We start from the raw sequence: 25,243 nt of genomic DNA on the forward strand, positions 1-25,243 counted from the left end.
CATGGCCGATATCAAGGTCTATAAACGAGTCAACAGGGGTCGCACGTTTATCCGGGTGGCGGTCACACCCAAAAGCACAGAGACGCGCAAACTGCTTCGTCAATTCCAGGCCGGAGTTAAAGAGTTTGAGAAAGATTGGAAAGCGACCCCGGCCTATCGCGACGCGCAAAAGGCCAAGAAAAAGAAGAAGGCCAAGAAGTAGCGGAGCGGAGAAGCTGGCCGTCGCTACGGTCACGATTGATCGAGATCTTGATAGCCATCAGCTGGAGTCGATCCAACTCGAGCTACGAGCTCTCGCACGATCCTGCGGGCTGGAGGTCACCAGCATCGAGGTCGAAACCTCCACTCGCCGCTAGTCCACATTTCAGTGCCCGGTTTTCTGAGCCCGCGCGTGATCGTCCGCGACACGTTTCAGCTGACCTAGTCCCGAGAAGATTGAGCTAGTTGCCACATGCTGCATGCTCCTCGAGCGAGAACTGCATCCCGAGTTCCGAGAACAGGGCTGCGGCGATGTTGAGGTGCTGTTCAGCGCTCGTCTGCTGGCCGATCCATCGGTAGCGTTTTCCGAGCCCGAGGTGACATTGAGCCGCAAGAGGTCGCAGACCAAGCTCCTCGGCCCTGCGTAGCGCTTCGAGAAAATTTGTCTGGCATTCATTAAGGTGAGCAGGGTTTGTCGCGCCAAGCTCAGCAAGCAATCGCAGTGCGTAAGCTTCGTGGCCGCGCTCGCCATGTTTGCGTGAAAGCATCAGCGCTCGTTGGCCGCACCGCTCTGCCTCGACCGACCGAAGCTTACGAAGGTAAGCCTCACCCAACCGGACCAAGGTCATGGCGAGCCCGCTCATGCGGTGCATCGCGGTCGATTCGCGTTCGGTTTCCTCCAACAGTGCGATCGCCTCGTCGAGGCGGTCGGAGAGGCAATAGGCATACCCAAGGGACGTGCCGATGAGTGGTATCATCAGTGGCAAAATCCATGAGCGGCAGAGCTCAAGGCCCTGCTCGAGGACGCTGATGCCTCGCGGCGCCTCGCCCCGAAGGGCTAGAACAGTGCCAGCTCCGAAACAGGAGAACGCAAGGCTGTAGACGTGGTTGGCAGCTCTGGCAATTTCCATGGCCTCTTCGGCAAGGCGCAAGGCCTGGTCGAACTCGCCGAGCTCGGCAAGCGAACACGCCAGATAGACCCGCCTGAAAACGCCCTGAACCCCGGTCGTTCCCATCGTGTCGGAGGCGAGATCACCTCGAAGGCGCTCAACAGCCGGCGACAGTATTTGTACCGCAGGATGATGATCTCCCCGTGCCGCGAGAGCTGCTCCCAAGTGTCCACTGACTATCGTCCGCAGCGGCAGGTCATCCAAATCGTCCGCTATGGCCATCGCGCGTTCGCCCGCCTCGATCGCGGGGCTCAACTCGCCCAACAAGCGGTAGTATTGGCATATGAATGATGATGCTTGGCCAAGCCTTCGCTTGTCGGCGAGTTGTATCGCCTGCGTCTCCACTCTCTGCAGTTGGCCCAGGCATTTCTCAAGGTGGCCCAAGGGATGAAGTGCGTTTCGGAGATCAAAGCGAATATCGATGGCAAGTTCGATATTGTCTTTGGTCTCCGGTAACTTCTCGATGATCGCGAGCGCTTGTTCGAACCAGACTCGCCCGTTCTCAAGCGCTGACCGCGAGAGCGCCTTCCGTCCGGCCTGCCGCAGATATCGAACAGCCTTGTCCGGCATCTCTCCACGAACCGCATGCTGCGCAAGACGCTCAATGTGCTCGCCGATCCGGCCCCGATACAGATTTTCAATTGTGCCGACCAGTCGCGCGTGCAGCGCGCGCCGTCGCGTCCGCAGCAAGCCGTCATAGGTTACCTCGTGGGTGAGCGCGTGTACAAACGAGTACTCTACGTCCGGAAAGAACCCGGACTCGTAGAGAAAGCCGGCTGCCTGCAGCCGATCCAACGCGTCATCCAGTGCGCCTTCCGCCAGGTCGGCCATCGGTCGAAGTACCGCCAAGGGAGTCTCGCGGCCTGCAACTGAAGCGATTTGTAAAAAATTCTTGTCACCGGGAAGCAGCCGATCTATGCGCGCCGCCAGGATGGCCTGGACGGTGGGTGGAACTTGAACGTTTCCCGTCGGACGCAACAATCGATAGTGACCGCGTTCTCCGGCGAGGTATTGGGTCTCTACCAGGGAGCGGACCGTTTCCTCGATGAAAAAGGGATTGCCGCCCCGCGCGATCAGAAGCTGCTTGAGTGAAGCGAGTTCAGGATCTTCACCCAGGAGTGCCTCCAGCAGATAGCGCGTGTCACGGGTCGGCAACGCGCTCAGCCGGATCTGATGGTAGTTGTCCTTGCTCCCCCAGTTGTGCTGGTAGTCGGGGCGATAACTGACAAGCAGCATAAGGCGAGCCGAGCCCAGGACGGCGACTAAGGCATCGAGCAATTCCTGCGTTTCGCTATCCACCCAATGGAGGTCCTCGAAGATCAAGAGGACCGGTTGCTTGCGAGCCTCCCGCAGCAACAAACCCTTCACGGCATCGATATTGCGACGCCTGCGCTGAATTGGATCGAGCGTATGCCAGCTTTGGTCGTCGACCGGGATATCGAGCAGCGCCAACAACGCGGGAAGGATCGGCTCCAGCCTCTCGTCGAGAGCGAAGATTTTCTCGACCACCTTTCGGCGGATATCATGAAGCTCATCCCGGTCCTGGATGCCAAAGTAGCTCTTGAGAAGCGCGATGACCGGGAAGTAGCTGGTCGCTCTTCCATGCGAGATCGACGTACTATCGAGTACCAGCCAGCCGAGCAGACCGAGCAGCCGATTGGCGTGGGTGAACTCATAGACCAGACGTGACTTGCCCACGCCCGCTTCACCAATGATCGCCGCCGATTGGCCCGTTCCCGTGTCGGCAAGTTGCTGTGCGCGACGCAGCTCATCGAGCTCGGCCTCGCGGCCGATAAACTGGGTTAGGCCCCGAATCGCTGCGACCTGCAAACGAGTGCGCGCGGGCCCCGCTCCGATGAGCTCATAGACCTCCTCGGGCTCGGCAAGCCCCTTGACCGGCTGCGGCCCCAGCGACCGCGCCATGATGTATCCCTCGGCCAATCGGATGGTCTTCTTCGTCGTCAAGATCGAGCCGGGCTGCGCCATCTGCTCCATGCGAGAAGCCACGTGCACGGCCTCGCCGACAACGGTGTATTCCATGTCAAGCTCGTTGCTGATCGCGCAGATGACGACTTCGCCCGAGTTGAGCCCAACGCGAATCCTGAGGGGTTCACGATCGGACTGATCGATACCCTCCGCCAATTTAGCCAGGGAGTCCTGCATCATCAGCGCGGCGTAACAGGCCCGCTCGGCATGATCCTCATGGGCGAGCGGCGCGCCGAAAATCGCCATGATACCGTCACCAAGAATCCTGTTAACCGTACCCTCATAACGATGGACGGCTTCGCACATCCGCGCGAGCACGGGGTTGAGGATCGCCTGCGCGCTCTCCGGATCCTGGCCGGAAATCAGGGCCAGTGAGCCGGTGATATCTGCAAACAGAACGCTCACCTGCTTTCGTTCACCCGCGAGTTCGGCGGTAGAGGCGCGAATGTCGTCAGGGATGAGTTGGGCAGTCTTTGGCTTCACCGCCTGAGAGCGCGCAGACAGGTAGTTTGCGACGCCCAGACCCGTTGAATGACCGCAATGCGAACAGAACCTAGCGGTCGGCGAAACTTGGGTGCTGCAATTCGCGCAAACGCGTGTCAGTGCCAAAGCACATTGTTCGCAGAACTTCGCCGCTGCGCCGTTTACGTGCTGGCACCTCGGGCAAATCATTTAGGTTCCTACAAAAATCGTACCCACGGTACCGTCGAACTCCATTGTCAACAAGCTGGTTTTCGGCCCAGCGGCTAAGCCGACGGCCCTAAAGACGTGCATTTAAGGCAATTAAAGCTTCGCCGGCTTTGCAACCGTGGCGCGTGCGCAGGCGCTTGGCTTTCAGACGTCGAGAGCCCACTCCCCCTCTTGCCGCTATATTAAGCCTCGCGCAAACGAAGTAATTAGGTCGTTGGGGCGCCGATAGGCTTACGAGGCGGTTCAGTCGAGTTCCGGTATCGGGGGAATGTCGGGACTGGAGACTTGCTGATCCATGGGCCACTATTGGCCCATCGCAACCGTCCGGGGCGGTGCCCGGTCAGGTCCGAAGTTGAGGGTAGACCGGACCTGACTGCCCACGGCCGAAACCGGCGCTGTTGACCCGACAATCCAGCGCGTAGCGTCTAACGGCTCTGCTGATTGACGCGCCGTCCTCACGCAACCACAAGAGGCTCTGACTATCTCCGGGCGAATGCAGCATGACTCATGACAATTGGTTTGCGCTCTATTTCACTTTCCCTGTGTTTATCCACGAGCTTTGCGCGCGATCCCGGCAAATTCGCCCCTGCTTTCATCGTCCTCTCGATGGTCAGCTATATGGGTTTGAATGTATCCGCGCCTTTCGTCGTCGGCGGCGACGATTGGTCGACGACCATGATCAAGAGGCGTCGGACACCAATTCTGATGGCCGTTAGTGGCCCATCAGCGAAGTGGGGTACCCTACGAAGTGCGCTCGGAGTCACCGTCCGAGCCGCGCCAACTCTCATAACTCGCGACTTGGGAGATTCACTCTCGGTCTGGGATGCACCCGCGCGTCGCCCAAGACTCGGTGATGGCGTCGCGGAGGCTGTCGCGGTCCAGGATGCGGAGCAGCCGGTCGAACTTAGGCTGGCGGCCGTTCGTTTCGAGATTGGCTCGGACTTGGTATCGGCTGCGTTGTTTTCAGTTTCACCTTTGAGCCGACGATCTCGACGCGACCGCTGGCAAGCAGCCGTTCGACAGCCGCCTCGCTGATCACCTTGGTGCCGAAGCGCCAGCCACCGCGCGGGCGACGTTCAAATTGACCATGTTCGAGCAGTCGCAGGAGATAGCGCAGGTTCGTCCGATCTATCATCAAGCAGTTCGCCCCGTTTGCCGGCGGCAGGATCGTCCTTTGACGTGCGCCGAGAGTCAATCGTGCGAGGCACGATCATGGAGGCGGCAATGGGGGTCTGTCCGGTAGGCAGGCGGCTGTCATTGCGAGCGAAGCGCCGGCCCACTGGGACCCAAGCCGGGGCTACCGAGCTGCAATGTCATTTAGCCCGTCCTTAACCAGCTCCGGCTACCCTGGTCGACATGATCAAGGGCATGGCCATAGCTGCTCTTGTACTGGCGTCCGCCAGTCTTGCGGATCAGCAATTGTCCTACGGGCGCTATACTGACGCGGCCGTGGCTCTCCTGCGCGACATCGAGCGGTCGTTCCGGCGGTAGCTGAGAGACCGATAGCCGCCGCAGATCGGAGGCGTGGGTACCGGCGACGAACGAGGCCGCCCGCAGGCGGCCTCTTTGAAGTAGTCAGCCCTTCGGCTGAGAGCGCACGGGCAATCTCATCCGGTCGATCGCCGGCTGACCCCGCGAGTTATTGTCTCTCCAGGAGGACGAGCCGCTGCCGGATGCGCAAGGCGACCGCCGAGCAGCGCGACAACCACGTCCTGATGCTGACCGGCATCCACTGGCCCGATCTCGACGAGGACCTTTCCGTCGAAGGCATGATCGAAGGCCGTCCGGCGGCGCCCCGTCCGCGCTAGCTAGGACGTCTCCTCATGGCGTCCGGTTGCCCGATCCTTGGCGCTTCCAAGGATCGATGCGCCGAGGATTGACGGAATCCGCCCGTCCACCATACCCTCCCGCGACTGCCATCGATGACTCCGCCGTGAGGGAATAGGGGAGGCGCCACGTGAAAATGCTTATGTTCGCGATTCCGGTCTTCATGGTCACGATCCTCGTCGAGGCGGCGATCGCGTGGCGGATGGGGCGTCGCGGGGTCTACGACGTACCCGACGCCATCACGAGCCTGCACCACGGCGTACTGAGCCAGGCCATCGGCGGCTTCGCCAAGCTCATCGACGTCGCCCTCTATGTCGCCGTCTACGAGGCCTTCCACCTCGTCGAATGGAGCCGCGACAGCTTGCTGCCCTGGGTCGCCGCGTTGCTGCTCTACGACTTTTCTCACTACTGGTACCACCGCTTCAGCCACGAGATTCCCGTGCTCTGGGGCAGCCATGTGGTCCATCATTCGTCGGAATATTTCAACCTTTCGACCGCGTTGCGGCAGCCCGCGACCGCCGCGCTGTTCACCTGGATATTTCACCTGCCGATGGCCGTGCTGGGCGTTCCGCCGATCATGTATATCATCGTCGGGCTGGTCGATCTGCTGTACCAGTATTGGGTCCACACCGAACTCATCGGCCGGCTCGGCGTGCTCGACCGCATCCTGGTCACTCCGTCGAACCATCGCGTGCATCACGGTCAGAACGACTACTGCATCGACAGGAACTACGGCGGGATCTTCGTCCTCTGGGACCGGATGTTCGGCACCTTCGTCGACGAGCGCGACGGCGAAAAGATCGCCTACGGGGTGCGCAAACCGCTGCGGAGCCTGAACCCGCTCTGGAGCAACCTTCAGGTGTACGCGGATCTGATCCGGCAGACCCGCGCGGCTCGCGGGCTCGCCGGCAAGTTAGCCGTCTGGTTCGGAAGAATGCAGGCGCCAGAACCGATGGATCCGTCGGTCGTGCGTCGTTACGACCCCGAGACGCCGCGGGCGGTCGCCGCCTACGGCGCAGTCCAATATACGCTCACGATGGCGATGCTTCTGCATTTCCTTTCCGGCTTCGAAGCCTTTCCGGTGCAGGTCTCCGTCACCTATTCCATTGTCATCCTGGTTTCATGCATGACCATCGGCGGCGTCATGGAAGGAAGTCGGATCGCCTTCGCCGCCGAAACGGTGCGACTGGGCGCGCTCGCGCTGGCCTCGATGGCGTTGCCGGACTGGTTCGGCCTGCCGCTGCCGACGGCGGCCCGCGCCGTCGCGACAGCGGGCGCGCTCGCCGCCGGAATCTGGTTGCTCGCGCTTCGCCGCGAGCGACGGCCCGCCCCGGCGGCGGCCTGACCGATCGGAGGCCGGAACGAAACCTAGACGCCCCCGTCGCGACGAACCGGGCTCGTTCTCCGGAAGGAGGGCCAGCGCCGGCGCCGTGCGGGAGAAGGTCGAGCCCGTCACGTTCCAGGTCGAAGCGGGCGAACTCGCCACCGCCCCGCTTGCGCCGATCATCGACGTCGCCAGCGAGCCGGTGACGGTCTGGCCCTTGCGCACGTGGCTCGCTGCCGAAAAGGTATCCATGCTGGTTCCAATCAGCCATACGGGCACGGCCGCTTCGCTTTTCAGATAATTCGCGACCGCGCCGAGGTCGCCCGCATGTGCACTGCTGATACGGAATATGCGCCACAGTAAAATTGTACGCAGCGAATTTCTCGCGACTGCGCACCAAGAAATTTCCACTCCCTACAGGACGTCCGACGGCCCTCCTGATCGAAGCCAGAAACGACAGGCTCACGCTCGCCAAGGTGCTGCGGTTGCTTTGAATTTCACCAGTTTCGCTCGCTCCCGAAGGGATCGTCGGCCGGGTCCTGAGGGAAGAGCAGGCCCGGATCGTCTGCGCCATAATGGGCGTAAGCTTCGCCGGCCCCCGGCATATCCGTGATTGAGGCGGTCCCACACCGCCCTTAGGCCGCGCCTTCCTCGACCGCCGGAGCCGACCGGGGCGCGGAAACCAGCGCGGCGAAGCCCCCGAGCAGCGGCATGGCGACAAAAAGAGCGACCGCAGCGACGTCGAAGGCGATGCCAGCACCGCCGGCGCGGTGCGCGAACACGCCCGCGATCGGCGGCAACGCCAGCATGCTTCCGTAGAACGCGGAGAAGAAGATTCCCATTCCGACCGCGCGCGCTTGGACGGGAAGCGCCCATGACGGCAGGCTGGCGAACGTGGCTCCGGATAGGCCGGCCACCAGCCCCAGTCCTGCGAAGATGAGAACGTCGTGGTCGGACACCGGAACGGCTGCCATCCCGACCGCAGCGAGCAGCAGGGATGCGGCAGCGATCCAGATGCCGGGGCCTCGCCGGATCGCAAGCGCGCCGCCGACTGGGATGGCCGCGATGGTGACCCACAGCGCGACGCTGACGTGAGAGGCGGCGATCTCGGCCGTATAGCCCCTCTCGGTGAGGAGCAACGGACCGAACGCAAACGCATTGGCGAAAGTGGCGTTGGCAATGCCCCCGACGAAGCCTGCAATGGCCACCGCAGCCGTGACGGCCGCGCTTGGGAAGGCCGCGGACAACGGCGCGCCCGATCGCGCCTGCTTCGGCAGCGCGAACAATAGGATTAGCGCCATCAGGGTCAGGATCACCAGTGCAACCGACGCCCCGATCAGCCCGAACTTGTCCGCGATCGGCGGCAACGCGATCAACGCCAGCGCTATCCCGCACGGCCACGAGCCGGCGAGAGCCGCCATCGCAAGGCCGAACTGCCTACCAGCGAACATATCGGCGATCATCTTGGTGCCAGCGATGGTAAACACCACCCCGCCCGTGCCCGCGATGACTCTGGCCAGCAGGCGCGCGTTCCAGTCGCTCGACAGATCGACGACGGCGCCGGCGAACATCAGCGCCGCGCACAGGAGAAGCGTAGTTCGTTCGCCGAGCCTTTGGACCACTATTCCTCCAGGAAGCGCAACTAGGACGCTGGGCGCCAGATAGGCGCCGACCAGGATGCCGAGCCGGGCATAATCGAGGCCCTCCGCTCGAAGCAGCGGGCCGAGCGCTCCCACGCTTTCGAACTGCATGCCCATGACGCAACGCGCCGTGAAAAGCAGCGCTAGAATTCGCCATTTCGATTCCACGGGACCTCCGGATCCGACGATTGCATCCAGCCAGTGTCACGTCGAAGATCCCGCGAAGCAAGCCGCGATCTCGGCTTGACCAAAGGATCCTGCATATCGCCAATTTCTGCCTTCGGGCCCCGGATGCGTAGTTGTCGCCATCATACTGCGTAGCTAAGTCGCCTTCTGGCCCTTCGCGGACCACTGAGACCCAAAAATCCATTTCCGAGATTGAACCTCTCGCGGACATGGCACTTGCTGCAAGGAAAAGCACGGCCGTGAAAGTCGAGCGCGAACCGCCGCCACGAACGAAAAGTGCACGTATCTGGTGCGGTCGTCGCGCCGCCGGCAACGAAGACCAAGCAAGATACTACTACCTCCTACTACTGATGTTCTTGGTGGGCCCGGCAGGACTCGAACCTGCAACCAGACCGTTATGAGCGGCCGGCTCTAACCATTGAGCTACAGGCCCCCGCCGCGGGCAATCGCTGAAAGGCGGCCGGACGGCGTGCCGCGATCGTTTACCGGGTGGCCGGCATTCCGGCAATCCCATATCGCTTCGAACGAACTAGGTCTTGCAAGCAATCCGCGGTTAGGGTGGCCGAGCCGTGCGGGGGACGTCAATGCATGACTGGAAGAGCGAACTCGATGCGCTCGTCGCTGAAACAATGGCGTTCGCCGATTCGGTGGCGGCGCTGAGCTTCCGACTGCAGGAGCCAAGCTCGAGATTTTTGCCGCTTGCTCAGAAAAGCGCCTCTGTGCAAGACAATGGTTCCTGAAGCGCAGCAGAGGAACCGCACCGTGACAGCCACTCTTGACGGCCAAATTCGCGGCGGACGCCATCACATGCAGGTCCGGGTCTATTTTGAAGATACAGATTCCGGCCAAATTGTTTATCACGCAAATTTTTTGCGGTTCATGGAGCGCGGCAGAACGAATTACTTGCGCCTGCTCGGAACCAATCAGCAAGCGCTGCTCGAAGAAGCTCGGAACGATGCGCCCGGCTTTGCCTTCGTCGTCCGTTCGATGACAATCGATTTTCTAAAGCCGGCGGTCTTGGACGACGTCATTGACGTCGTCACGCTCCCACAAGAGGTGAGGGGCGCGTCAATTGACTTGCTACAGGAGTGCAGGCGCGGAAGCGATCTCCTAGTTATGGCGCGTGTGCGTGTGGCGTTTGTCGCAGGCGGAAGAGCGCAGCGCATTCCCAAGACGCTGCGGCTTGCTATGGAAGCGCATAGATAAAATCTGCTCCTCGTTCACGCCCTGATCGTCCATCGACCCATACGATGAGGGCTCCCGCTTTATCCTATAGCGACCGAGCCTACTCCACAGCCCTACTGGATGCCCGTCTGCTTACGGCCCGAATGCACCACAATGCAGTCACACTGCGATCAACTGAGTCACAAGCTTTTCGCGATCTGCGGCACGCAGCTTATCAAGATTGATCTGCTTCCATCGGACTGCGGGAAGCTCTGCCGCTCCATCGACGCCCAACAGAGCCCAATGTGGCTTCCCGAGCTTGAATCCGATCAGAAATTCCCGATGCTCCTTCGGCATCTTTCCAGATACCTCGGCGATCAAGTCCTCCCGGGCCTTCAATAGCTCATTTAGCGAGACTGGATCTGAGGTCATACCCTCGAAGCCGTGCTCGAATTCCTTGCGGATATCCTTTCGCCGCGGCACCACAACCTCCGAAATGGGCCGGTCATGGCTGATGAGATAGACGATAAAAGCGCGCCTCAGGTCGTCGCTGATGCCCTCATTCGCCAGAAGATCGCGGATGTCAAAAAGATCGCGAGGATGTTGGCGGTCAAGGGCGGCGACGATTTTCCTGCGTAAAGGTCGGAAAACGAGACGACTTGTGTCTCCGCAAAACCAAAGTTCTCCTCGACGTTCGGACGTACGGATCGCATCTCGGGATCGAAGACGCATCCGCGAAGAACGGGAGTGACTTCGACCTTGATCTGAGCATCAGCCCTTTGAAGTGTCAACTTGGTAACGATGCCTTCCGCGCGGTTCACGACCTCATTCACCTTGACGCCCGGAATTCCCTTGCCAATGGCGACCGCCATTCGTTTCATGCCCGCATCGATCGCGACCAGCGATTCCGTCCGCCCGGCTACAGGAAGGTAGGTCAGGTCGATATCGACAGACAAACGCGGCATGTCGCGCACGAATAGATTGATCGCGGTCCCGCCTTTGACAGCGAAGTCCGTTTCCGCCGCAACGAATGGCAGGGTCTCGATCAGCAGCGCGACCTGATGCTGATAGCGCTCAGACAGGGGCACTGAGATCCTCCGGCACGGTGATCAAATATTTCGGATCGAGCCTTCCGCCTTTCACCAGCATGCGCTTTCCCTTCCCCAAATCGACCTTGTCACGGTCTATTTGCTTCAGCCATGAATGGTTGTGCCGGTCAGCGAACCAGAAAAACAGCCGTTTGACTTTCACGCTTCTGCAATCGTCCAGCAGCTTTTGCAGCTTGCGGGGACTGAGGTTGCGCAAGCCCTCAACAAGCATGTCGACCTGGTGGAAGCTCTCGCTATGCGGCAGCTCGTCGAGCAGTTCAAGCAACGCCCGTTCGGGCGATGAGACGGTCAGCGGCCATTCGCCCTCGCCCCATATCTGCTTGAATGGTCCTGCCTGGAATTCATCAGCAGCTGCGCCGGTTTTGCTCTGGACATTCCACGCGTCGTTCTTGAGCCCCTTCGTCACGGGGTCGGCTTTGAAGAGCGTTGTGCTCTTGCGGAATGTGAAGCGTTCTTTGAGCGGAAGCTTGGAGAGCCATCCGGGCGGAGCGCCCGGACCGTAAAGATAAACAACCGTCGGACCGCTGGCCCTGAGGTAGTGCGAAAACCCTTGAAGTTCGAGCGCTGTTCGCCCTCCGACGACCAGGGGGTGCTCAAGCAGCGTTTGAAGCGATATGACCGCCTTCTGCCATGTCAGGGTGCCGAGCGGGCGTTTGAAAGTTCCACGCGTTGGCTGAACCAGCCAGCCAGCCGAGACATATTGGCTGCGCAGGCCTGTCGAATAGCCGTGCTTCGTCATCCACCCGGCATCGACCAACAGGCCTTCCGGGAGGGTGTTTTCAAGAAAGTTTAGCTTTCCTCCAGAATGCTCAGTCATGCTTAGCAATATAACTATATATCAAACCATAAGCAAGTTTATAGATTGGCAAATTTGCTAAGCCAGACTATGCAGAAAACTCATAATCAAAACCTGCCTGCCAGGTCACGCCAATCACATTCGATCTCCAATCCGCCACCATCGGTGAAGCGAAGCGAAAAAGGGAAGCGGTCTTAAACGGGCGGTGTCCATGCGGCTCGCAGAAGACTGCGCGTCTCTGTTGCTCCAACGGGCAGGGCTGGCACAAGCCGCCCGCTGTCCTCGGACTTAAAGCGCTACCTGCCACGGGACGGGTCGAAAAATGCTACATGAAGGAGCTGGGATCCTGCGTTGCACCCATCTCGGCCGAACACATCATTTCGGATTCCGTCTGTCGCGTATTGATGGGTGACGGCGAGTCTTCGATCTCAGGCGTTCCGTGGCTGGAGGCGGGGCGAAACGAAGATCGTGGCGCCACCGCAGGCAAAATACCTTTGTACCAAGCACAACAGCGCGCTGAGCCCGCTCGATGCCTCCGCCCATTACTTCTTTGCGTCGCTCAAATCGTATCTCGAACATGATGCCGGTTCACGACACGCCATTCTATCCGGGCATGACCTCGAACGCTGGATTTTGAAAACCGCCAAAGCAGCAGCCGTGTCCCGGAACCTGGCACGCGGAAGACAACGTCGGGCGCGTTCTCGCGGGATGAGGCAATTCTCGACATGCTTGACGACCCCCGGCATTGGCCGGAAGGGGCAGGGCTCTACTGCACTATGAACACGGGCGACATCGCGGAAGACACCCCGCGCTTTCAGTTCCAGCCGCTGACAGATGACCATGACGAAATCAAAGCCTTGGCGATTAACATCATGGGCTTTCGCTTCGAGTTGCTGCTCGAAGCGCCTGATCTGAGCAAGCATCCATCCTTGATCGGCGCAAGATATCGACCGAGCCGGATCCTGATCTCGTATCCAACATCAACAAATTGGGTGACACTGAGCTGGGAGGACGACAAAAAACATGAGGAATTGACCGTCCAATGGCTTCAACGGCGTTGCCCCTTCGCGACGGACAAATCGTTCAACGTCCGCGACCAGCCGACAACCCGCGTTAGGCGTTTCGAAATTTGGATTCCTGGTTCGAAGGCGGGTTCGATTCCGATGAAATTCGCGAGCAAATTCAATAAGTCTCCCCGCCTGGCCGTCATCACACTAGCAACCTAAATGACTGATTTCGTTTCGCTAATTTATGTTATTCTCGATATCCTACTCACATTTCTACTCACATTTCTACTCACAGTCCGGTCGGGGTGCGCCTGATGGTATTATTGGCGCATCGTAACCGAATCGGAGATCCGGCATGTTTTGGGGAAAACGACAGTTTAAGTGGGCAGAGTACGGTCCGTATCAGGATCGACTTGGCGATCTGCAGATGGCCAACGCCGAGCGGCATCGCGAGTTCATGATGGTCTCCACGAAGGTGAAGGCCGGCGTCAATGACATCTATGTGGGCGTGCCGTCGAATGAGTTGTTGGTCCTGTTTGACGGATTCGAACTGGTTGCCGAAGGCGCGTTGCCTAAGGTGGTGGATTCGCTCTTGCTGGCCGACATGAATGCTTTCAAGGAGCGCTTCAAGTTCAGGCACGAGGTGCGGCGGTAGTGACCGCGGCACCGCGAGAAGGCGTCTCAACTATTTCCTTGGTCGGTTTTGATGTCGGTACCAGCGAAGATATTCGAGCATCGCGCTTTCTTCATCGGGGGTCAGGTTGTGATCCGCGAACGCACTGCTTCCCGCGCGCCGCTGGAGAAGTTCGCGCTTAGGTTTCTCCACATATCCAGCTCGTTCCAACAGATTAACGCCATCAATTCTGTAGACGTCGGCCAAGGCGCCCAAAACACGCGCTGAGGGCTTGGGCACCAAATCCCTCTCTATCTGGGATAAGTACGCGTTCGAGACTGCGTCTCCCGTTTTTTCCTGCACTTCGCGAAGCGTCAGGCCGCGGTCAGCCCTGATCGATGACAAGTAGGCGCCAAGGCTAGGGCCGGCTGATGGAGTGGGGGTCTTTTTCATGGCGGGCCAAGCGGTTGAAATCTTACAGATATCTAGACCATTCTGCTAAATAAGTCAAGCATGCGTGATGGTGCTTGATTTTTCAAGCAAGCGTTCTATATTAAACGCCAACTCAGATCACTACGGAGAGCAGAATGGACGGTCACCACACCACCACAGTGCGCATTCACATCGACCGGCAGGAGTATCCGTCACCGAACCCGACAACGGGGGTTGCCCTGCATGACCTCGCGAATATCCCGAAACATCGGGACCTGTTCCGTGAGGTCGACGGCGAGCAAGAGGATGAGCTAATCCTGCGGGATAGCTCGGTCGTCACGTTAAAGGAGGATGAACACTTCCATTCGCAGAAGGCCATTACCATCATCATCAACGGGCAGAAGAAGGAGGTGACCGAAACCAAGGTCACGTTCGATGAAATCGTGAAACTTGGGTTTCCAGCGCTTCCGACAGGCGACAATGTAATGTTTACCGTCCGATATCGTCACGGGCCGCGGCAAAATCCAAGTGGCACCCTCTTGGAGGGCGAAACGGTGCGGATCAAAAACGGAATGATCTTTGATGTCACGCAGACTGTTCGATCTTAGTCCCGACCTCAAGCGATTGAGGGATGAAGGGTACAACGTGCAGGTCAGGAACGGCTTCCTGATCATGCACGACGTGCCCTACGTAAATTCGAACAGGGAGCTCAAAAGGGGATTTTTGGCCTGCGCACTGTTGTTGTCGAACGACAGGACGCAGGCGCCCGATAGTCACACGATGCATTTCGGTGGTGAGTACCCGTGCGATCAACTCGGGCGAGCAATCGAGCGTATTCGAAACAACGATGCGCCCGTACGCATCGATGAGGAGATTACGGCCGATCGAACGTTTTCTGCGAAGCCGCAGCCGACAGGCCGGTACGAAAACTACTATGACAAGATGACGACCTATGCCGATATCGTCGGCGGGCCGGCGCGCAGCATCGATCCCCAATCGACGGCCAGGACATTTCCGGTTATCGCTGATGAAGATGCGGGATCAGTGTTTCACTACATCGATACGGCGTCGAGCCGAGCCGAGATCGTGACGATCTCGGATAAGCTACGCGTGAAAAGAGTTGGGATCGTTGGACTGGGCGGAAGCGGAGGATATGTCCTCGATCTCCTGGCAAAAGCGCCGATCGAAGAGATTCATCTGTTCGACGGCGACGTTTTCTTCCAGCATAACGCCTTCAGGGCGCCCGGCGCCGCATCTGGAAACGAACTCGCGCAAAAGCCGTTGAAGGTCGACTATTTCGGGCAGCTCTACAGCAAGATGCGCAAGGGTATCGTCACGCATCCGGAGTATGTGACCGCGGAGAATGTGGGCTCGCTCGAAGGCTTCGATTTTGTCTTCCTGTGCATGGAAGGGGGCGAGAAAGCGGCGATCGTGAAGAGCCTAGAAAAATCTAAGGTCCCCTTTATTGATGTTGGTATGGGTCTTTACGTTAGCGACAGCTCGCTGGGCGGGATCGTTCGCACGACCACGAGTATCGAAGGTAAACGAGATCATGTTTGGTCGAAGAGACGCATACCGTTCGCCTGCAATGCAGAGCCGAATGACTATGATCTCAATATTCAGATCGCGGACCTAAACGCTCTGAACGCTGCGCTGGCCGTCATCCGATGGAAACGGCTGCGAGGCTTTTATTTGGACCAAGAGGCCGAGTTCTTCAGTACCTACACTATCGGCGGCAACGATATAGCGAACGAAGACCAATGACGCGAGATTTCAAAATCAAACACGAGTTTGTTGAGTTCATACCCGAAGCGCTCGCCCCCGGCGTGGTCTACGTTTCAATTCCGTATGCCACCTCTGCCCATAGTTGCTTTTGCGGCTGCGGCAATAAAGTCGTGACGCCCTTGAGCAGAAGAGGGTGGTCCGTGACCTTCGACGGTGAATCGGTTTCGCTGTATCCATCGGTCGGCAGCTATAGTCTGCCATGCCAATCTCACTACTTCGTCAAGAGCGATCAAGTCGTTTGGGTGGCCAAGCCGTCTGAGGAGGAAATTGTGGCGGAGCGGCTACGCGACGGTCTTTTGCCTTCAACTGAACAGGGCAGTCGCGACAGCAAGAAAAAACCGACTCCCAGAATCAAGCGCAGTTTCCTAGAATGGTTGCGCGGCAGCTAAAAGTCAACCTGCCGTCTTGCAGGGTAGGAGGGCGTAATCATGACGGCGGAAATTGCGGTACTCAATCGAAGTGCGGTCGCGCTTGCCGCTGATAGCGCCGTGACGATCGGCCACGGTCAAAACTCTAAGACGTATCTCTCGGAGAACAAGCTCTTTGAAATTTCGGAAACGAAGCCGATCGGGCTGATGATCTACAATTCCTTGGATTTTTACGGGTATCCCTGGGAGGTGCTCGTCAAGGATTTTAGAAAGGCGAAAGGGGATAGCGCCTGCGGCAATGTGTCGGATTGGACGCAATGTTTTTTCGATTGGCTTTACACGCATCGTATGCCGAGCCCCCAACAACAGGAGGATCAATTCATAGAGAATGTTAAGGTTATCCTTGGGGATACTGCCAGAGCATTTCGTAACAAGATATTTCCCTTCGTCGGAAAGCCGCAGACGCGTTTACTTCGCGAAAAGATAAAGCGAAGTTTGCCGGAGGTGATGCGCGATAAGACGCTGGCACTCCGCGAGCTGGCGAGCATTAGCAACGTCGACAAACTTAAGGCGGCCAGCCCGGATCATGCGAAGATACTGGACGAAACGACGCTGAATGACTGGCTTGTGAGCAAGGCCGCCCTGATCGATGGCGTCGCGGTGGAGAGATTCGGAACGTACGAATTAGACGACGCGGATAAACAAATCTTGCGTAAGTATGTCTTTGATGTTTTCAGCCGTCATGTTTGCACCGATGACCACACCGGGCTTGTATTCGCAGGTTTTGGCGACGCTGAGCAATTTCCATCGCTCCACAATGTCACCATCGATGGGGTCATCGGGAATCGATTGCGGTGTCTGGAAGGCAGATACTACGACGTCGACCACGCAGCAAACCAGGGCACCGTAGTTCCCTTTGCCCAACCCGATGTGGCGAACCGCTTCTTATTCGGGATTGATGATGAGTTTGAAGCTGCAATCGTTCAGTATTTTTTGGACGCCATCGCTGACCTCGGACCGATTATCAGCTCGAAAGTTGGCTTAGGCTCTGCACGGAAAAAGCAGCTCAGGGAAACTCTGGAATCTTGGTCTGAAACGATCGGAAGACGATATTTGGAGAAGGCCAGCGAAGAGTTGAAGGATATGTTCTTCAACAGCATCGAGAACATGGTACGGTTGATGCCGAAACAGGAGATGGCAAACCTCGCTGAGGCCCTCGTGAACATAACCATCATAAAGCGGCGCGCCTCGGCAGAATTAGAAACTGTAGGTGGTCCAATCGACGTTGCCGTGATTTCTCGCCACGAGGGATTTGTGTGGGTAAAGCGCAAGCACTACTTCGATGCTCGCTTGAACCCTCGCTTCTTTTGGAGGAAATTCGGCACCGGGAACTCGAACAGTGAGGACTAGCCGATGGTGGACGGGAGCAAAGCGCGCCGTATGCGTCGATTGCCGTCTGCGGGCTTCTCCGGAGATCTCCGTGAGGAGCCGCTAGCGGGTCGCCTCAGGCGCATCGCGCAAGAACAGGCGAAGAAGGCGATCGAGGAAATCAAAGAGCAAGAGATCAAACAGGGCGAGAGCAAGCCGAAACGAAAGAAATGACCTGAGCTTGGCTGGGTCTTCGGCGGGCCGCGGGTAGCGTCTCTCACGATCTTTCAGATCGCCGGTAGCCATGATCCTTAGCGATCTTGCTTTTTGCAGAACTATGCTCCGACGCAGCCTTCTGCACGCCAGCGCTTGTCTAGCGTTGCGCAACGTTCCTCAAAGGAGTGTTCGCAATACCTGACAAGCCCCTCATCGTGAATTGGAAAGCCTTCGGCGATTGGGCTGGCTGTACTCGCGTGCTCAAACATGGAGGATGTCGGCTATTCCCAAATTCAAATGTTGGCCCCTCTAGGCTAGAATGCCTCACCAAGGGAATGTCAGACGTCGACAGAACGGCCAATGAAGGACGTGCGCGACTGGGACGAAACTGATCTGGACCTGATCGTTAAGGCCGGTCAAAAGGAAACTACGACTCTAGATTACAAGGATTCGGAGGCGCTGAATTTTAGGGATAAAAAGCAACGCTCAGACGGCAAGGGCACGCTTGGCGACAAGCACCGCCAAGACCTCATACGCGATGTGGCATCCATGGCGAATGCTGAGGGTGGGCTCATCATCTATGGCATCGCGGAGCGCACGGGAGGGTATCCCAAGAACGTAGACGACGGCGCAGCACCGGCGAGCATAAGCGACCAGATTGAACAGATAATCCTCCATAACATTAATCCCCACGTTGAGGGGGCCTTTGCTCATCCGGTCGCGCTGAAATCCAAAGGAATGGGCACGTTCGCCTTTGTCGTCGCGATCCCTAAGGCGCAGATGAACGCGCCTCACCAGTCCGATGATAAGCTCTATTACAGGCGTCGCGACGCGACCAAGCTTCTCATGGACGACAACGAAATCCGGGACATGATCGGTCGCAGCCTGGAATTTGGAAAGAAGTTTGGCATTACGTGGGACCTGCTGATCGAAATGCGAAGGATTGTTGCGGCGGCGAGGGAACGTCAACAGGGCCAATCTATTTCTGGTGGCGTTCCTGGAGAGGTTCTTGTGATTGGAGTATCGCCCGGTTTGCGTTCATCCGGAGTGGCCGTCATGTCGCTCCCCAAACCCCTGCGTATGAAGGCCGCCGAGCTCATTACTGCTGTCGATGAATACAATTCCTTCGTTCAGGTTGCTGACGGGCAGCGCCTGCTATCAGGGTCGTCAAGTCTTCGGTCCTTGCTACAAACGCTGGTAAAGAACGGGGAAGAGATTTGCGCAGGCTTAGAGGAGGTCCTTAAGGACCAGCCCTGAACAGCAGCGGTACTCCGCTGACGTTCTGCCTTAACGAATGGATGTCCTGCTATGGCAAAGGTTGGAAAGTTGAATGCCGCCAAGCGTCAACTCGACGCTGCCATACGCATGTTCTTCAGAAATGAAGACATGCTTGCAATTCATACTGTGTCCCGCGCAGCATTCCGGGTACTGTTTGATATCACCGCCGAAACCGACGCAAGGAAGGCGCTAGAGACGCACATTAAGAAGGTGGGGCCACACCGTTTCAACGAAGAAACAAACTTCCTCAAGCACGCTGATCAAGACCCAGCCGATGAAATCGATGACAACTTCCAGGATTTCACGGAAGCTGGGATCGGAATGGCGATAGGCCTTTACAAGAGTCACGACAGCAAACTTTCGCCCGAGATGGTAACCTTTCTTGTTTGGTCAACGCTTATGCGTCCCGGTTTCTATGACCTCAGTGACGAGTCCAACAAATTTGCTGAAGACTGGAGGAAAGTATCTTCGATGGGGAACGACCCCAAGAAGATCAAAGAACCCGAAGGGTCGCGCATGCTTGGTGACCTTATTCTCCATTGGACGAAGAAGAATTGGGCAACTTTGACCGCGAACTTGGATCAGAAGGCCCGCGCTTAGGGCAGCCAAGCTCGCGTTCTACTTCAAGCAGCGCGCTTTCCCGCCGAGTCCAAGGTGAACTGGTTACTCCATCTTCGACTGTCCAACCTAAATTCTGGATGTTTTCCTGTTTCGTACATTAGTGGGTAATTTTCTGATCAGCCTACCCGCGCCGGCGACGGCAATCGGCTGGGCCCAGGCAAACGATTACCGCGCGTCATCCACGCCTTTGTCGGATGCGCGATCCATGCTCCGATAATAATCTCGAACGGTTGAGAAATGATTTCCGACATTTCCCGGCGGGGCTGGCCTCAAGATTTTGCGTCGCCGGCCCGCGCGATGCCGGGGAACGTGTGGATCCGACGGTAACCCGTCTGAAACCGATCGCGACTAGTCTCGTCATAGCGCTTCGAAGCGCGATACGCATGGGCATGAGGAGCCCGCTCCCCGTTGGTGAGCGGGCTTCCTCTTTTGATCGACAGAGATGCGCGTTAACAAGATCACGTGGGATAAGATCGGCCGGGTGACCGAGCCGGGCCGCTACAGGTGCTTTTTCGGCTATCTGACCGTTACGTCAGACGACATCGAAGTGTGGGAACGCTACCCCGAAGCCACATTCACTCTGATCGCGATCCCCACGACGCAGCAATCAATCGGCGAAGATTATCGCCTCGGGATATTTGACATCGGCAGTCCTGAGCAGGAATAGGCGGATCGCCGCCGGGCTTTACGCCGCAATTTTTGTCGAACTCGCGCGCCTCTCCAAAGCGGCGATCGTCGAAAGGAGGTTGTCGCGTCGCGCTCGCAGGTTTTTTGCGAGCAAGGGGTATGTCGGCTGCCGCGTGTCGAACACACCGGCCTTCGCCTCTTCTTCGAGGATATCGGAATTCATAAGCTCAACGCGCCACAAAAGGTCGGCGATGAGCGCGCTAAGCCGTAGTTCTCCGGCGATACCGGCGTGGGACACTTCCTGCATCGTTTGCCTCATCCTGAAACAGGCCTTCGCCAAAGTCCGCCCTTGCCTTCGATCAGAGCAACGGACGTGCCTAGGCAGCGTTTATCAGGCCACTATCAAACCTCCCTCGCTGGACACGAGCCAAGTCGCTCGGCGCCGATCTAGACCGCATGGACAAGGGCGCCGAACTTGATGGCCGTGATGCCGAGGCCGCCAGCGCTTGTTCCAGAATTAACCCAGCCACCGCGACATCAAGCTTAATTCCAGACGTTGATTGCAGCAAAACTGCGGAGCGCTAGCTTCTCATGACCGGACATTGCCCTTAGTCCGGGTCCCCAGTGGCGAAGCCGTCATGCCATTATATTCAGACCGCGAAACTCTCGACCTTATTGAGATGCGTCGCCAACTCACGGCCCTACGTTCGCAACACTCGGACAATCTTGTAATTGCGTCGCTCTTGAACCGCTTTCTTGTGAAGGTGGCATTTCTGACGGAGCCAACAGACCTTGCGCACGAGCAATATCTCCGATCGGAATTAGAAAGAACGCTGATGAAGGTCGAAGAGATCAGTGCACGGACTAAACCTGTTGAGCCGCACTTCCACGCGCGTGACGCAACCTCCCGACACAAGTTTAACAATAAGATCGCGTTGCTGCCTCGTCAACCAGCTCGATGCTTGATACAGTTGGCGAGCGCGCCGTGTATCATGTAACCAGCGTCTTCGAGTGTAGGAGTCGCGGTGCCCAGAAGCCCATCAGCAAGCCTAGTAGGCCCGGCGCACCACGTGATGCAACCGAGGCTGTTTCGGCGATATCCTGTTGGCAATCGTGAGCACCGACATTTCCTCGGTTTCGAGCGCGATCTTCTGGGCAAGCATAACGTCACCGGCCGCCAAGGGACGTTTTGGAACGAAACACCACCCGACCTTAGGCTGCCCTTCTTCATCGAGCTCCAAAACATTGCTCATAGTGTCTTGGTGAATTCGATACCGTCGGCCAGTGTGAGAACCAGTGACTTCGAAATGACCTTCGGCATCAAATTGAGCGCGCTGATCTGGAGACAACCATTCTCGCAAAAGATGACGCGCACGCGCTTCCGGGCCATTTTGCTCGTTGAAGCTCCGATAAAGCGCGCGGAGGGCACGCAAACGCGCACCACTCGAGACGCCGCTGCGTCTGAATAAAAACATCTTCCGTGCTGCGACCGTTCTAGCCGCCGACCAAGCGCGGATAGAACAGCGTTTCCTCCGCTGTTGGATCAAATGACCGTATCACCTTGAGATCGCCGGCCGCTGTCCGAGTAGCAGCGGTAAATCCTTGGCCGGATAGCTTGTTGAAGCGCTGCTCAGCCTCGGCCAGCTGCTTGGGGTCGTCTTGCTCAAAAAAATGTCTGCTGTCGCCTGTGTGGTCCATCACGATCTGGGCAACCATGGAAGAGAACTCCGCTTCCTAGCCTCTGATGAGGAAGAAACCTCGCGCCGCCGGATAGTGTTCCTAAAATTCGGTGTGCCTTCCCAGCGATCAGCCGTCGGTTTGGTGACGCTCGAAATCGACGAAAAGCTGATCCGCCGCGATCTGACGCCGGCCCAGCGCGCGAAGCTGATCGCGAAGCGCAAGGCCGCTTATGAGGCGGTGCACGGCCCAGCGAAGGCGGTTGGAGATCGGGCGTCCGCCGCTAAGCAAGGCCGGGCCGGCGGGAGCATCCGCCAAGTTGGCGGTTGCTTCATTCACCGCCGACACCGCCGCCAAGACCGGGAAGCCGGAAAGATTGATCCAACGCGACGCTACCCTACTGCAGGAATGCAGGCGCGGAGACGATCTTTTGGTAACAGACCGGGTACGGGTGGCATTTATCTCGGGTGGAAAGGCGCAGCGCATTCCCAAGTCACTGCGGCTCGCTATGGAAGAGCATAGGCAAATATAGCTCTCGTCACGCTGTAGCCTTCCAACGCCCCAATGAAATCAAGCGGTTAGCCTCCTGCTGTTGCGATATCGTCAAATCAGAGTTTTCCGGCATCGTCTATCACGCCAATTATCTGCGCTACATGGAACGCGGCCGCACCAATCATCTGCGGTTGATGGGTGCGGAGCAGCAGGCGCTGTTCGAGCAGGCCGAGACCGAAGGCGCAGGCTTTGCCTTCGTCGTCCGCTCGATGCATCTGGATTTCCTCAAGCCCGCGCGGATGGACGACGTGCTCGACATCGTGACATGGCCGGTTGCGGTGAAAGGCGCCTCCATCATGCTGGCGCAGGAGGTGCGGCGCGGTGAGGACGTGCTGGTCAAGGCCGAGGTGCGCGTCGCCTTCATCAGCGGCGGCCGGGCGCAACCGATCCCGAAATCGATCCGCACGCTGATGAAGGCTGATTTGATTTCGTGATCGCCCGATAAGTGATCGCCCAATAGCGGAAGGCCTATCGACTCCGCTGGCTGCGGCGATAGATTGCCACTCCTGCTAACCGATGAGGCCATCATGTCGCGCCCGCCGCTTCCGCCCTTCACCCGAGAGACTGCCGCGCAGAAGGCGCGCATGGCCGAGGACGCCTGGAATTCGCGCGATCCGGTGCGCGTCTCGCTCGCCTATACCGAGGACAGCTGCTGGCGCAATCGCGCGGAGGTGTTTCAGGGCCGCGAGGCCATCGTCGCATTCCTCACCCGCAAATGGGAGAAGGAGCAGGAGTACCGCCTGATCAAGGACCTCTGGGCCTTCGACGAAAACCGCATCGCCGTGCGCTTCCAGTACGAATGGCACGACGCAAGCGGCCAGTGGTATCGCTCCTATGGCAATGAGCAGTGGGAGTTCGACGAGCACGGCCTGATGCGGCGGCGCGAGGCCTCGATCAACGACGTCGCGATGGCCGAGAAGGATCGCCGCTTTCACTGGCCCGCGCCGGGACCGCGGCCGGCCGATGTGCCGGGGCTGGGGACGGATCCGTTCTGACTAGTTTTCACTCCTCATGGTGAGGAGCCGCGAAGCGGCGTCTCGAACCATGCGCGCCCCGCTGCTGCAGCTCGGCCTCTATCCTTCGAGACGCGCGCGAGTGTGCGCTCCTCAGGAGCCAGCTTTACGCGCCAAGAACCTCGTTATCGCCCCGCCCAGCTTCGCGCTGTCCAGCGGCTGCGCCAGCGAATCCCTTGCCGTCGCAACGACATCCTCCGGCGCCTTGCCGTCGCGCAGCTCGCAGCACACTTGCGCAAATTCTACGTTGAACTCGGGGTGCGGCTGCACCGTCAGCGTCGCGCCGTTGGCGTAGAGCAGGCCGGCATGCGGCGTGAATTCAGAGGACAGGATTGTCAGTGCGTCGTTCGGCGGCTCGATCACCTGATCCTGATGTGAGGCGGCGATGGCGACCACTTCGCCGTCGACGACGCCGTTCTCGGGCAGCACCTGATAGACGTGCCGGCCAATGCCCCAGCCCTTCTCCGATTTGTGCACGGTGCCGCCCAGCGCCTGCGCGATCAGCTGATGGCCGAAGCAAACGCCGACCATCGGCGTCTTGTTGGTGTAGGCGGTGCGCACGAAATCTTCCAGCGGCGCGATCCAGTCGAGCCTGTCGTAGACGCCGGCGGCAGCACCGGTGATCAGAACGGCCTCGAGCTTGCTCGGATCGGGCAGCGCATCGCCATTCGGGATGCTGACGACGTCGACTGTCGCCGTCGGATCCTCGGCGCGGACCATGCGCTCGAACATGTCCGCAAACGAGCCGTGCTGCTCGCGATATTTTGGCGGAACCTGTCCGGTCTCGATGATGGTGATGCGTGCCATGTGGCCCTCAGGTCAAAGGTTGCGAAGCTCAGTCGCTTCCTGCCCCATGTTGCTGGTGTGGCGCTGTGCGGTCCAACAGCGCGCTCTCCTTGCGAATCTCGCCGAGAAAGGCCTTGGCCAGACGCGACAGCGGCTCGGCTTCCGACCATAGCATGTAGGCGACCGCGCGGGTCGTCGGCGTGAACGGCCGGACGACGAGGCCGTGGCCGCCGTTCTGCCGTGGCGAGAAGGGATCGACCACGGCGGCGCCGACGCCGGCGGCCGCGAGCACGCAGGCCGTATTGCAATAGCGCACCTCGACCGTCGGCTGGAACGGCGCGCCGGCGCGGGCAAAGCTGTCGCGCACGGCTTCGCCGAGCCGCGTGCCGCGTTCAAGCCCGATGAAGGGGAGGCCCGACAAATCCGCGGCCGAGATCACGGACCTGTCGGCGAGCGGGTGCTGGAGCGGAAGGACGCAGACCATTTCGCCGGTGTGCACCACCTCATGCGCGGTGCCGGGATGATGCGTCAGCCCGAGCGCGAAGCCGAGCTCGGCGACGCGGCTGAGCACGCCCTCGATGATGCCCTCATAGCGCCGGACATCGAAGAACACGCGTGTCTCCGGACGGCGGCGCAGGAAGCCTGATAGCGCGGAGGGAATGATGCTATAGGCGAGCGGCGGCGTTGCCACGATGGAAAGATGCCCGGCGCGGTTCTCGCGCAGATCGCGCACGCGGTTTTCGAGCTTGGCGTGAAGCGCGAAGATCGCTTCGCTCTCCTTGTAGAGCGCCATCGCTTCCGCGGTCGGAAACAGCCGGTTGTTGACGCGCTCGAACAGCGCAAAGCCCGCCTGCGCCTCCATCGTCTTCAGCGCGTTGCTGACCGCGGGCTGCGACAGTGCCAGCTCATCCGCCGCCGCGACCGTGGTGCGGTGGCGGATGACGGCACGCAGGATCTCGAGCTGGCGCAGGTTCATATCACTGCCGATTATACTCAGGGCCAAAACATCATAGCACGATGAATTGATTTT

General features: G+C 58.8%; 30 protein-coding genes, 1 tRNA gene and 2 pseudogenes. 19 read left to right on the top strand and 14 right to left on the bottom strand.

All coding sequences use genetic code 11. The annotated features are described in order from the left end of the window. Position 1: 1 nt before the first annotated feature. Entirely contained in the window at positions 2-202 is a 201-nt protein-coding gene (locus ACP2YP_RS06995) for a hypothetical protein (RefSeq protein WP_426423227.1), read from the top strand. 238 nt (positions 203-440) lie between these two features. On the opposite strand, the gene ACP2YP_RS07000 is transcribed toward ACP2YP_RS06995, so the two are convergent. The 3 genes and pseudogenes from ACP2YP_RS07000 to ACP2YP_RS07010 form a co-directional block, all read right to left on the bottom strand. Then, the gene (locus ACP2YP_RS07000) at positions 441-3,539 is read right to left on the bottom strand and encodes an ATP-binding protein (protein ID WP_426426062.1); all 3,099 of its coding nucleotides are present in this window, start codon (positions 3,537-3,539) and stop codon (positions 441-443) included. Between the two features lie 150 nt (positions 3,540-3,689). Continuing rightward, positions 3,690-3,806 (bottom strand): annotated as a pseudogene (locus ACP2YP_RS07005) (double zinc ribbon domain-containing protein); the annotation flags it as partial. 922 nt (positions 3,807-4,728) lie between these two features. Beyond that, the gene (locus ACP2YP_RS07010) at positions 4,729-5,019 is read right to left on the bottom strand and encodes a hypothetical protein (protein ID WP_426423228.1); all 291 of its coding nucleotides are present in this window, start codon (positions 5,017-5,019) and stop codon (positions 4,729-4,731) included. Positions 5,020-5,192: 173 nt separating this feature from the next. Between ACP2YP_RS07010 and ACP2YP_RS07015 the strand changes: the two genes are divergently transcribed. The 4 genes from ACP2YP_RS07015 (at position 5,193) to ACP2YP_RS07030 (ending at position 7,276) form a co-directional block, all read left to right on the top strand. Then, a complete protein-coding gene (locus ACP2YP_RS07015; RefSeq protein WP_426423229.1) occupies positions 5,193-5,315 on the top strand; it encodes a hypothetical protein in 123 nt (40 codons plus the stop codon). Between the two features lie 182 nt (positions 5,316-5,497). Next, positions 5,498-5,632, top strand: a complete 135-nt coding sequence (locus ACP2YP_RS07020) for a DUF2442 domain-containing protein (protein ID WP_426423230.1) — start codon at positions 5,498-5,500, stop codon at positions 5,630-5,632. A gap of 161 nt (positions 5,633-5,793) precedes the next feature. Beyond that, a complete protein-coding gene (locus ACP2YP_RS07025; RefSeq protein WP_426423232.1) occupies positions 5,794-6,996 on the top strand; it encodes a sterol desaturase family protein in 1,203 nt (400 codons plus the stop codon). Positions 6,997-7,081: 85 nt separating this feature from the next. After that, the gene (locus ACP2YP_RS07030; RefSeq protein ID WP_426423233.1) at positions 7,082-7,276 is read left to right on the top strand and encodes a hypothetical protein; all 195 of its coding nucleotides are present in this window, start codon (positions 7,082-7,084) and stop codon (positions 7,274-7,276) included. A gap of 334 nt (positions 7,277-7,610) precedes the next feature. Here the strand turns inward: ACP2YP_RS07030 and ACP2YP_RS07035 are convergent, their stop codons facing one another. Both ACP2YP_RS07035 and ACP2YP_RS07040 read right to left on the bottom strand, forming a co-directional pair. After that, positions 7,611-8,726 (bottom strand): MFS transporter, encoded by a 1,116-nt coding sequence (locus ACP2YP_RS07035; protein WP_426423235.1) that lies wholly within the window; start codon positions 8,724-8,726, stop codon positions 7,611-7,613. 432 nt (positions 8,727-9,158) lie between these two features. Continuing rightward, positions 9,159-9,234: transfer RNA gene (locus ACP2YP_RS07040), tRNA-Ile, on the bottom strand. 151 nt (positions 9,235-9,385) lie between these two features. Here ACP2YP_RS07040 and ACP2YP_RS07045 point away from each other — a divergent pair. Together ACP2YP_RS07045 and ACP2YP_RS07050 are read left to right on the top strand one after the other, a co-directional pair. Next, positions 9,386-9,541, top strand: a complete 156-nt coding sequence (locus ACP2YP_RS07045) for a hypothetical protein (RefSeq protein ID WP_426423237.1) — start codon at positions 9,386-9,388, stop codon at positions 9,539-9,541. A gap of 22 nt (positions 9,542-9,563) precedes the next feature. Continuing rightward, positions 9,564-10,007, top strand: coding sequence for a YbgC/FadM family acyl-CoA thioesterase (locus ACP2YP_RS07050; protein ID WP_426423239.1), 444 nt, complete (start codon positions 9,564-9,566; stop codon positions 10,005-10,007). 138 nt (positions 10,008-10,145) lie between these two features. Here the strand turns inward: ACP2YP_RS07050 and ACP2YP_RS07055 are convergent. Beyond that, positions 10,146-11,053 (bottom strand): annotated as a pseudogene (locus ACP2YP_RS07055) (nucleotidyl transferase AbiEii/AbiGii toxin family protein). Next, positions 11,040-11,891: a type IV toxin-antitoxin system AbiEi family antitoxin domain-containing protein gene (locus ACP2YP_RS07060; RefSeq protein WP_426423240.1), complete on the bottom strand. Its 852-nt coding sequence runs from the start codon at positions 11,889-11,891 to the stop codon at positions 11,040-11,042. The pseudogene ACP2YP_RS07055 and the gene ACP2YP_RS07060 overlap by 14 nt, the downstream one beginning before the upstream one ends. 704 nt (positions 11,892-12,595) lie before the next feature. On the opposite strand from ACP2YP_RS07060, the gene ACP2YP_RS07065 reads away from it, so the two are divergent. Next, positions 12,596-13,096: a hypothetical protein gene (locus ACP2YP_RS07065; RefSeq protein WP_426423241.1), complete on the top strand. Its 501-nt coding sequence runs from the start codon at positions 12,596-12,598 to the stop codon at positions 13,094-13,096. A gap of 136 nt (positions 13,097-13,232) precedes the next feature. After that, a complete protein-coding gene (locus ACP2YP_RS07070) occupies positions 13,233-13,532 on the top strand; it encodes a hypothetical protein (protein WP_426423242.1) in 300 nt (99 codons plus the stop codon). A 30-nt stretch (positions 13,533-13,562) separates the two neighbouring features. On the opposite strand, the gene ACP2YP_RS07075 is transcribed toward ACP2YP_RS07070, so the two are convergent. Further along, positions 13,563-13,943 (bottom strand): helix-turn-helix domain-containing protein, encoded by a 381-nt coding sequence (locus tag ACP2YP_RS07075; RefSeq protein ID WP_426423244.1) that lies wholly within the window; start codon positions 13,941-13,943, stop codon positions 13,563-13,565. Positions 13,944-14,077: 134 nt separating this feature from the next. On the opposite strand from ACP2YP_RS07075, the gene ACP2YP_RS07080 reads away from it, so the two are divergent. From ACP2YP_RS07080 to ACP2YP_RS07115, 8 genes are all read left to right on the top strand, one after another. Further along, the gene (locus tag ACP2YP_RS07080) at positions 14,078-14,530 is read left to right on the top strand and encodes a multiubiquitin domain-containing protein (protein ID WP_426423245.1); all 453 of its coding nucleotides are present in this window, start codon (positions 14,078-14,080) and stop codon (positions 14,528-14,530) included. After that, a complete protein-coding gene (locus ACP2YP_RS07085) occupies positions 14,505-15,686 on the top strand; it encodes a ThiF family adenylyltransferase (protein ID WP_426423246.1) in 1,182 nt (393 codons plus the stop codon). The genes ACP2YP_RS07080 and ACP2YP_RS07085 overlap by 26 nt, the downstream gene beginning before the upstream one ends. Beyond that, the gene (locus ACP2YP_RS07090) at positions 15,683-16,096 is read left to right on the top strand and encodes a DUF6527 family protein (protein WP_426423248.1); all 414 of its coding nucleotides are present in this window, start codon (positions 15,683-15,685) and stop codon (positions 16,094-16,096) included. The genes ACP2YP_RS07085 and ACP2YP_RS07090 overlap by 4 nt, the downstream gene beginning before the upstream one ends. 39 nt (positions 16,097-16,135) lie before the next feature. Beyond that, positions 16,136-17,485 (top strand): hypothetical protein, encoded by a 1,350-nt coding sequence (locus ACP2YP_RS07095; RefSeq protein WP_426423249.1) that lies wholly within the window; start codon positions 16,136-16,138, stop codon positions 17,483-17,485. Positions 17,486-17,488: 3 nt separating this feature from the next. Then, positions 17,489-17,677 carry a hypothetical protein gene (locus ACP2YP_RS07100; protein ID WP_426423251.1) on the top strand — a complete coding sequence of 63 codons (189 nt, stop codon included), beginning with the start codon at positions 17,489-17,491 and terminating at the stop codon, positions 17,675-17,677. Between the two features lie 342 nt (positions 17,678-18,019). Continuing rightward, a complete protein-coding gene (locus ACP2YP_RS07105) occupies positions 18,020-18,916 on the top strand; it encodes an AlbA family DNA-binding domain-containing protein (RefSeq protein ID WP_426423252.1) in 897 nt (298 codons plus the stop codon). Between the two features lie 51 nt (positions 18,917-18,967). Continuing rightward, the gene (locus tag ACP2YP_RS07110) at positions 18,968-19,537 is read left to right on the top strand and encodes a hypothetical protein (RefSeq protein WP_426423253.1); all 570 of its coding nucleotides are present in this window, start codon (positions 18,968-18,970) and stop codon (positions 19,535-19,537) included. Positions 19,538-20,000: 463 nt separating this feature from the next. Next, positions 20,001-20,225, top strand: coding sequence for a hypothetical protein (locus ACP2YP_RS07115; protein WP_426423255.1), 225 nt, complete (start codon positions 20,001-20,003; stop codon positions 20,223-20,225). Positions 20,226-20,243: 18 nt separating this feature from the next. On the opposite strand, the gene ACP2YP_RS07120 is transcribed toward ACP2YP_RS07115, so the two are convergent. From ACP2YP_RS07120 to ACP2YP_RS07135, 4 genes are all read right to left on the bottom strand, one after another. After that, positions 20,244-20,492, bottom strand: a complete 249-nt coding sequence (locus tag ACP2YP_RS07120) for a hypothetical protein (RefSeq protein WP_426423256.1) — start codon at positions 20,490-20,492, stop codon at positions 20,244-20,246. Positions 20,493-21,234: 742 nt separating this feature from the next. After that, positions 21,235-21,660 carry a hypothetical protein gene (locus ACP2YP_RS07125; protein ID WP_426423258.1) on the bottom strand — a complete coding sequence of 142 codons (426 nt, stop codon included), beginning with the start codon at positions 21,658-21,660 and terminating at the stop codon, positions 21,235-21,237. Positions 21,661-21,679: 19 nt separating this feature from the next. Then, positions 21,680-21,901 (bottom strand): hypothetical protein, encoded by a 222-nt coding sequence (locus tag ACP2YP_RS07130; RefSeq protein ID WP_426423259.1) that lies wholly within the window; start codon positions 21,899-21,901, stop codon positions 21,680-21,682. Between the two features lie 90 nt (positions 21,902-21,991). After that, positions 21,992-22,219: a hypothetical protein gene (locus tag ACP2YP_RS07135; protein WP_426423261.1), complete on the bottom strand. Its 228-nt coding sequence runs from the start codon at positions 22,217-22,219 to the stop codon at positions 21,992-21,994. 212 nt (positions 22,220-22,431) lie between these two features. Between ACP2YP_RS07135 and ACP2YP_RS07140 the strand changes: the two genes are divergently transcribed. Together ACP2YP_RS07140 and ACP2YP_RS07145 are read left to right on the top strand one after the other, a co-directional pair. Continuing rightward, complete coding sequence (locus tag ACP2YP_RS07140) at positions 22,432-22,848, top strand: YbgC/FadM family acyl-CoA thioesterase (protein ID WP_426426063.1); 417 nt, start codon at positions 22,432-22,434, stop codon at positions 22,846-22,848. A 93-nt stretch (positions 22,849-22,941) separates the two neighbouring features. Further along, positions 22,942-23,409, top strand: a complete 468-nt coding sequence (locus ACP2YP_RS07145) for a DUF1348 family protein (protein WP_426423262.1) — start codon at positions 22,942-22,944, stop codon at positions 23,407-23,409. 111 nt (positions 23,410-23,520) lie between these two features. Here the strand turns inward: ACP2YP_RS07145 and ACP2YP_RS07150 are convergent, their stop codons facing one another. Together ACP2YP_RS07150 and ACP2YP_RS07155 are read right to left on the bottom strand one after the other, a co-directional pair. Beyond that, the gene (locus ACP2YP_RS07150) at positions 23,521-24,234 is read right to left on the bottom strand and encodes a glutamine amidotransferase-related protein (RefSeq protein WP_426423263.1); all 714 of its coding nucleotides are present in this window, start codon (positions 24,232-24,234) and stop codon (positions 23,521-23,523) included. A 28-nt stretch (positions 24,235-24,262) separates the two neighbouring features. Beyond that, positions 24,263-25,189, bottom strand: a complete 927-nt coding sequence (locus ACP2YP_RS07155) for a LysR family transcriptional regulator (protein ID WP_426423265.1) — start codon at positions 25,187-25,189, stop codon at positions 24,263-24,265. Between the last annotated feature and the right edge of the window lie 54 nt (positions 25,190-25,243).

The organism is Bradyrhizobium genosp. A (assembly GCF_049949275.1).
Taxonomy (GTDB): Bacteria; Pseudomonadota; Alphaproteobacteria; order Rhizobiales; family Xanthobacteraceae; genus Bradyrhizobium.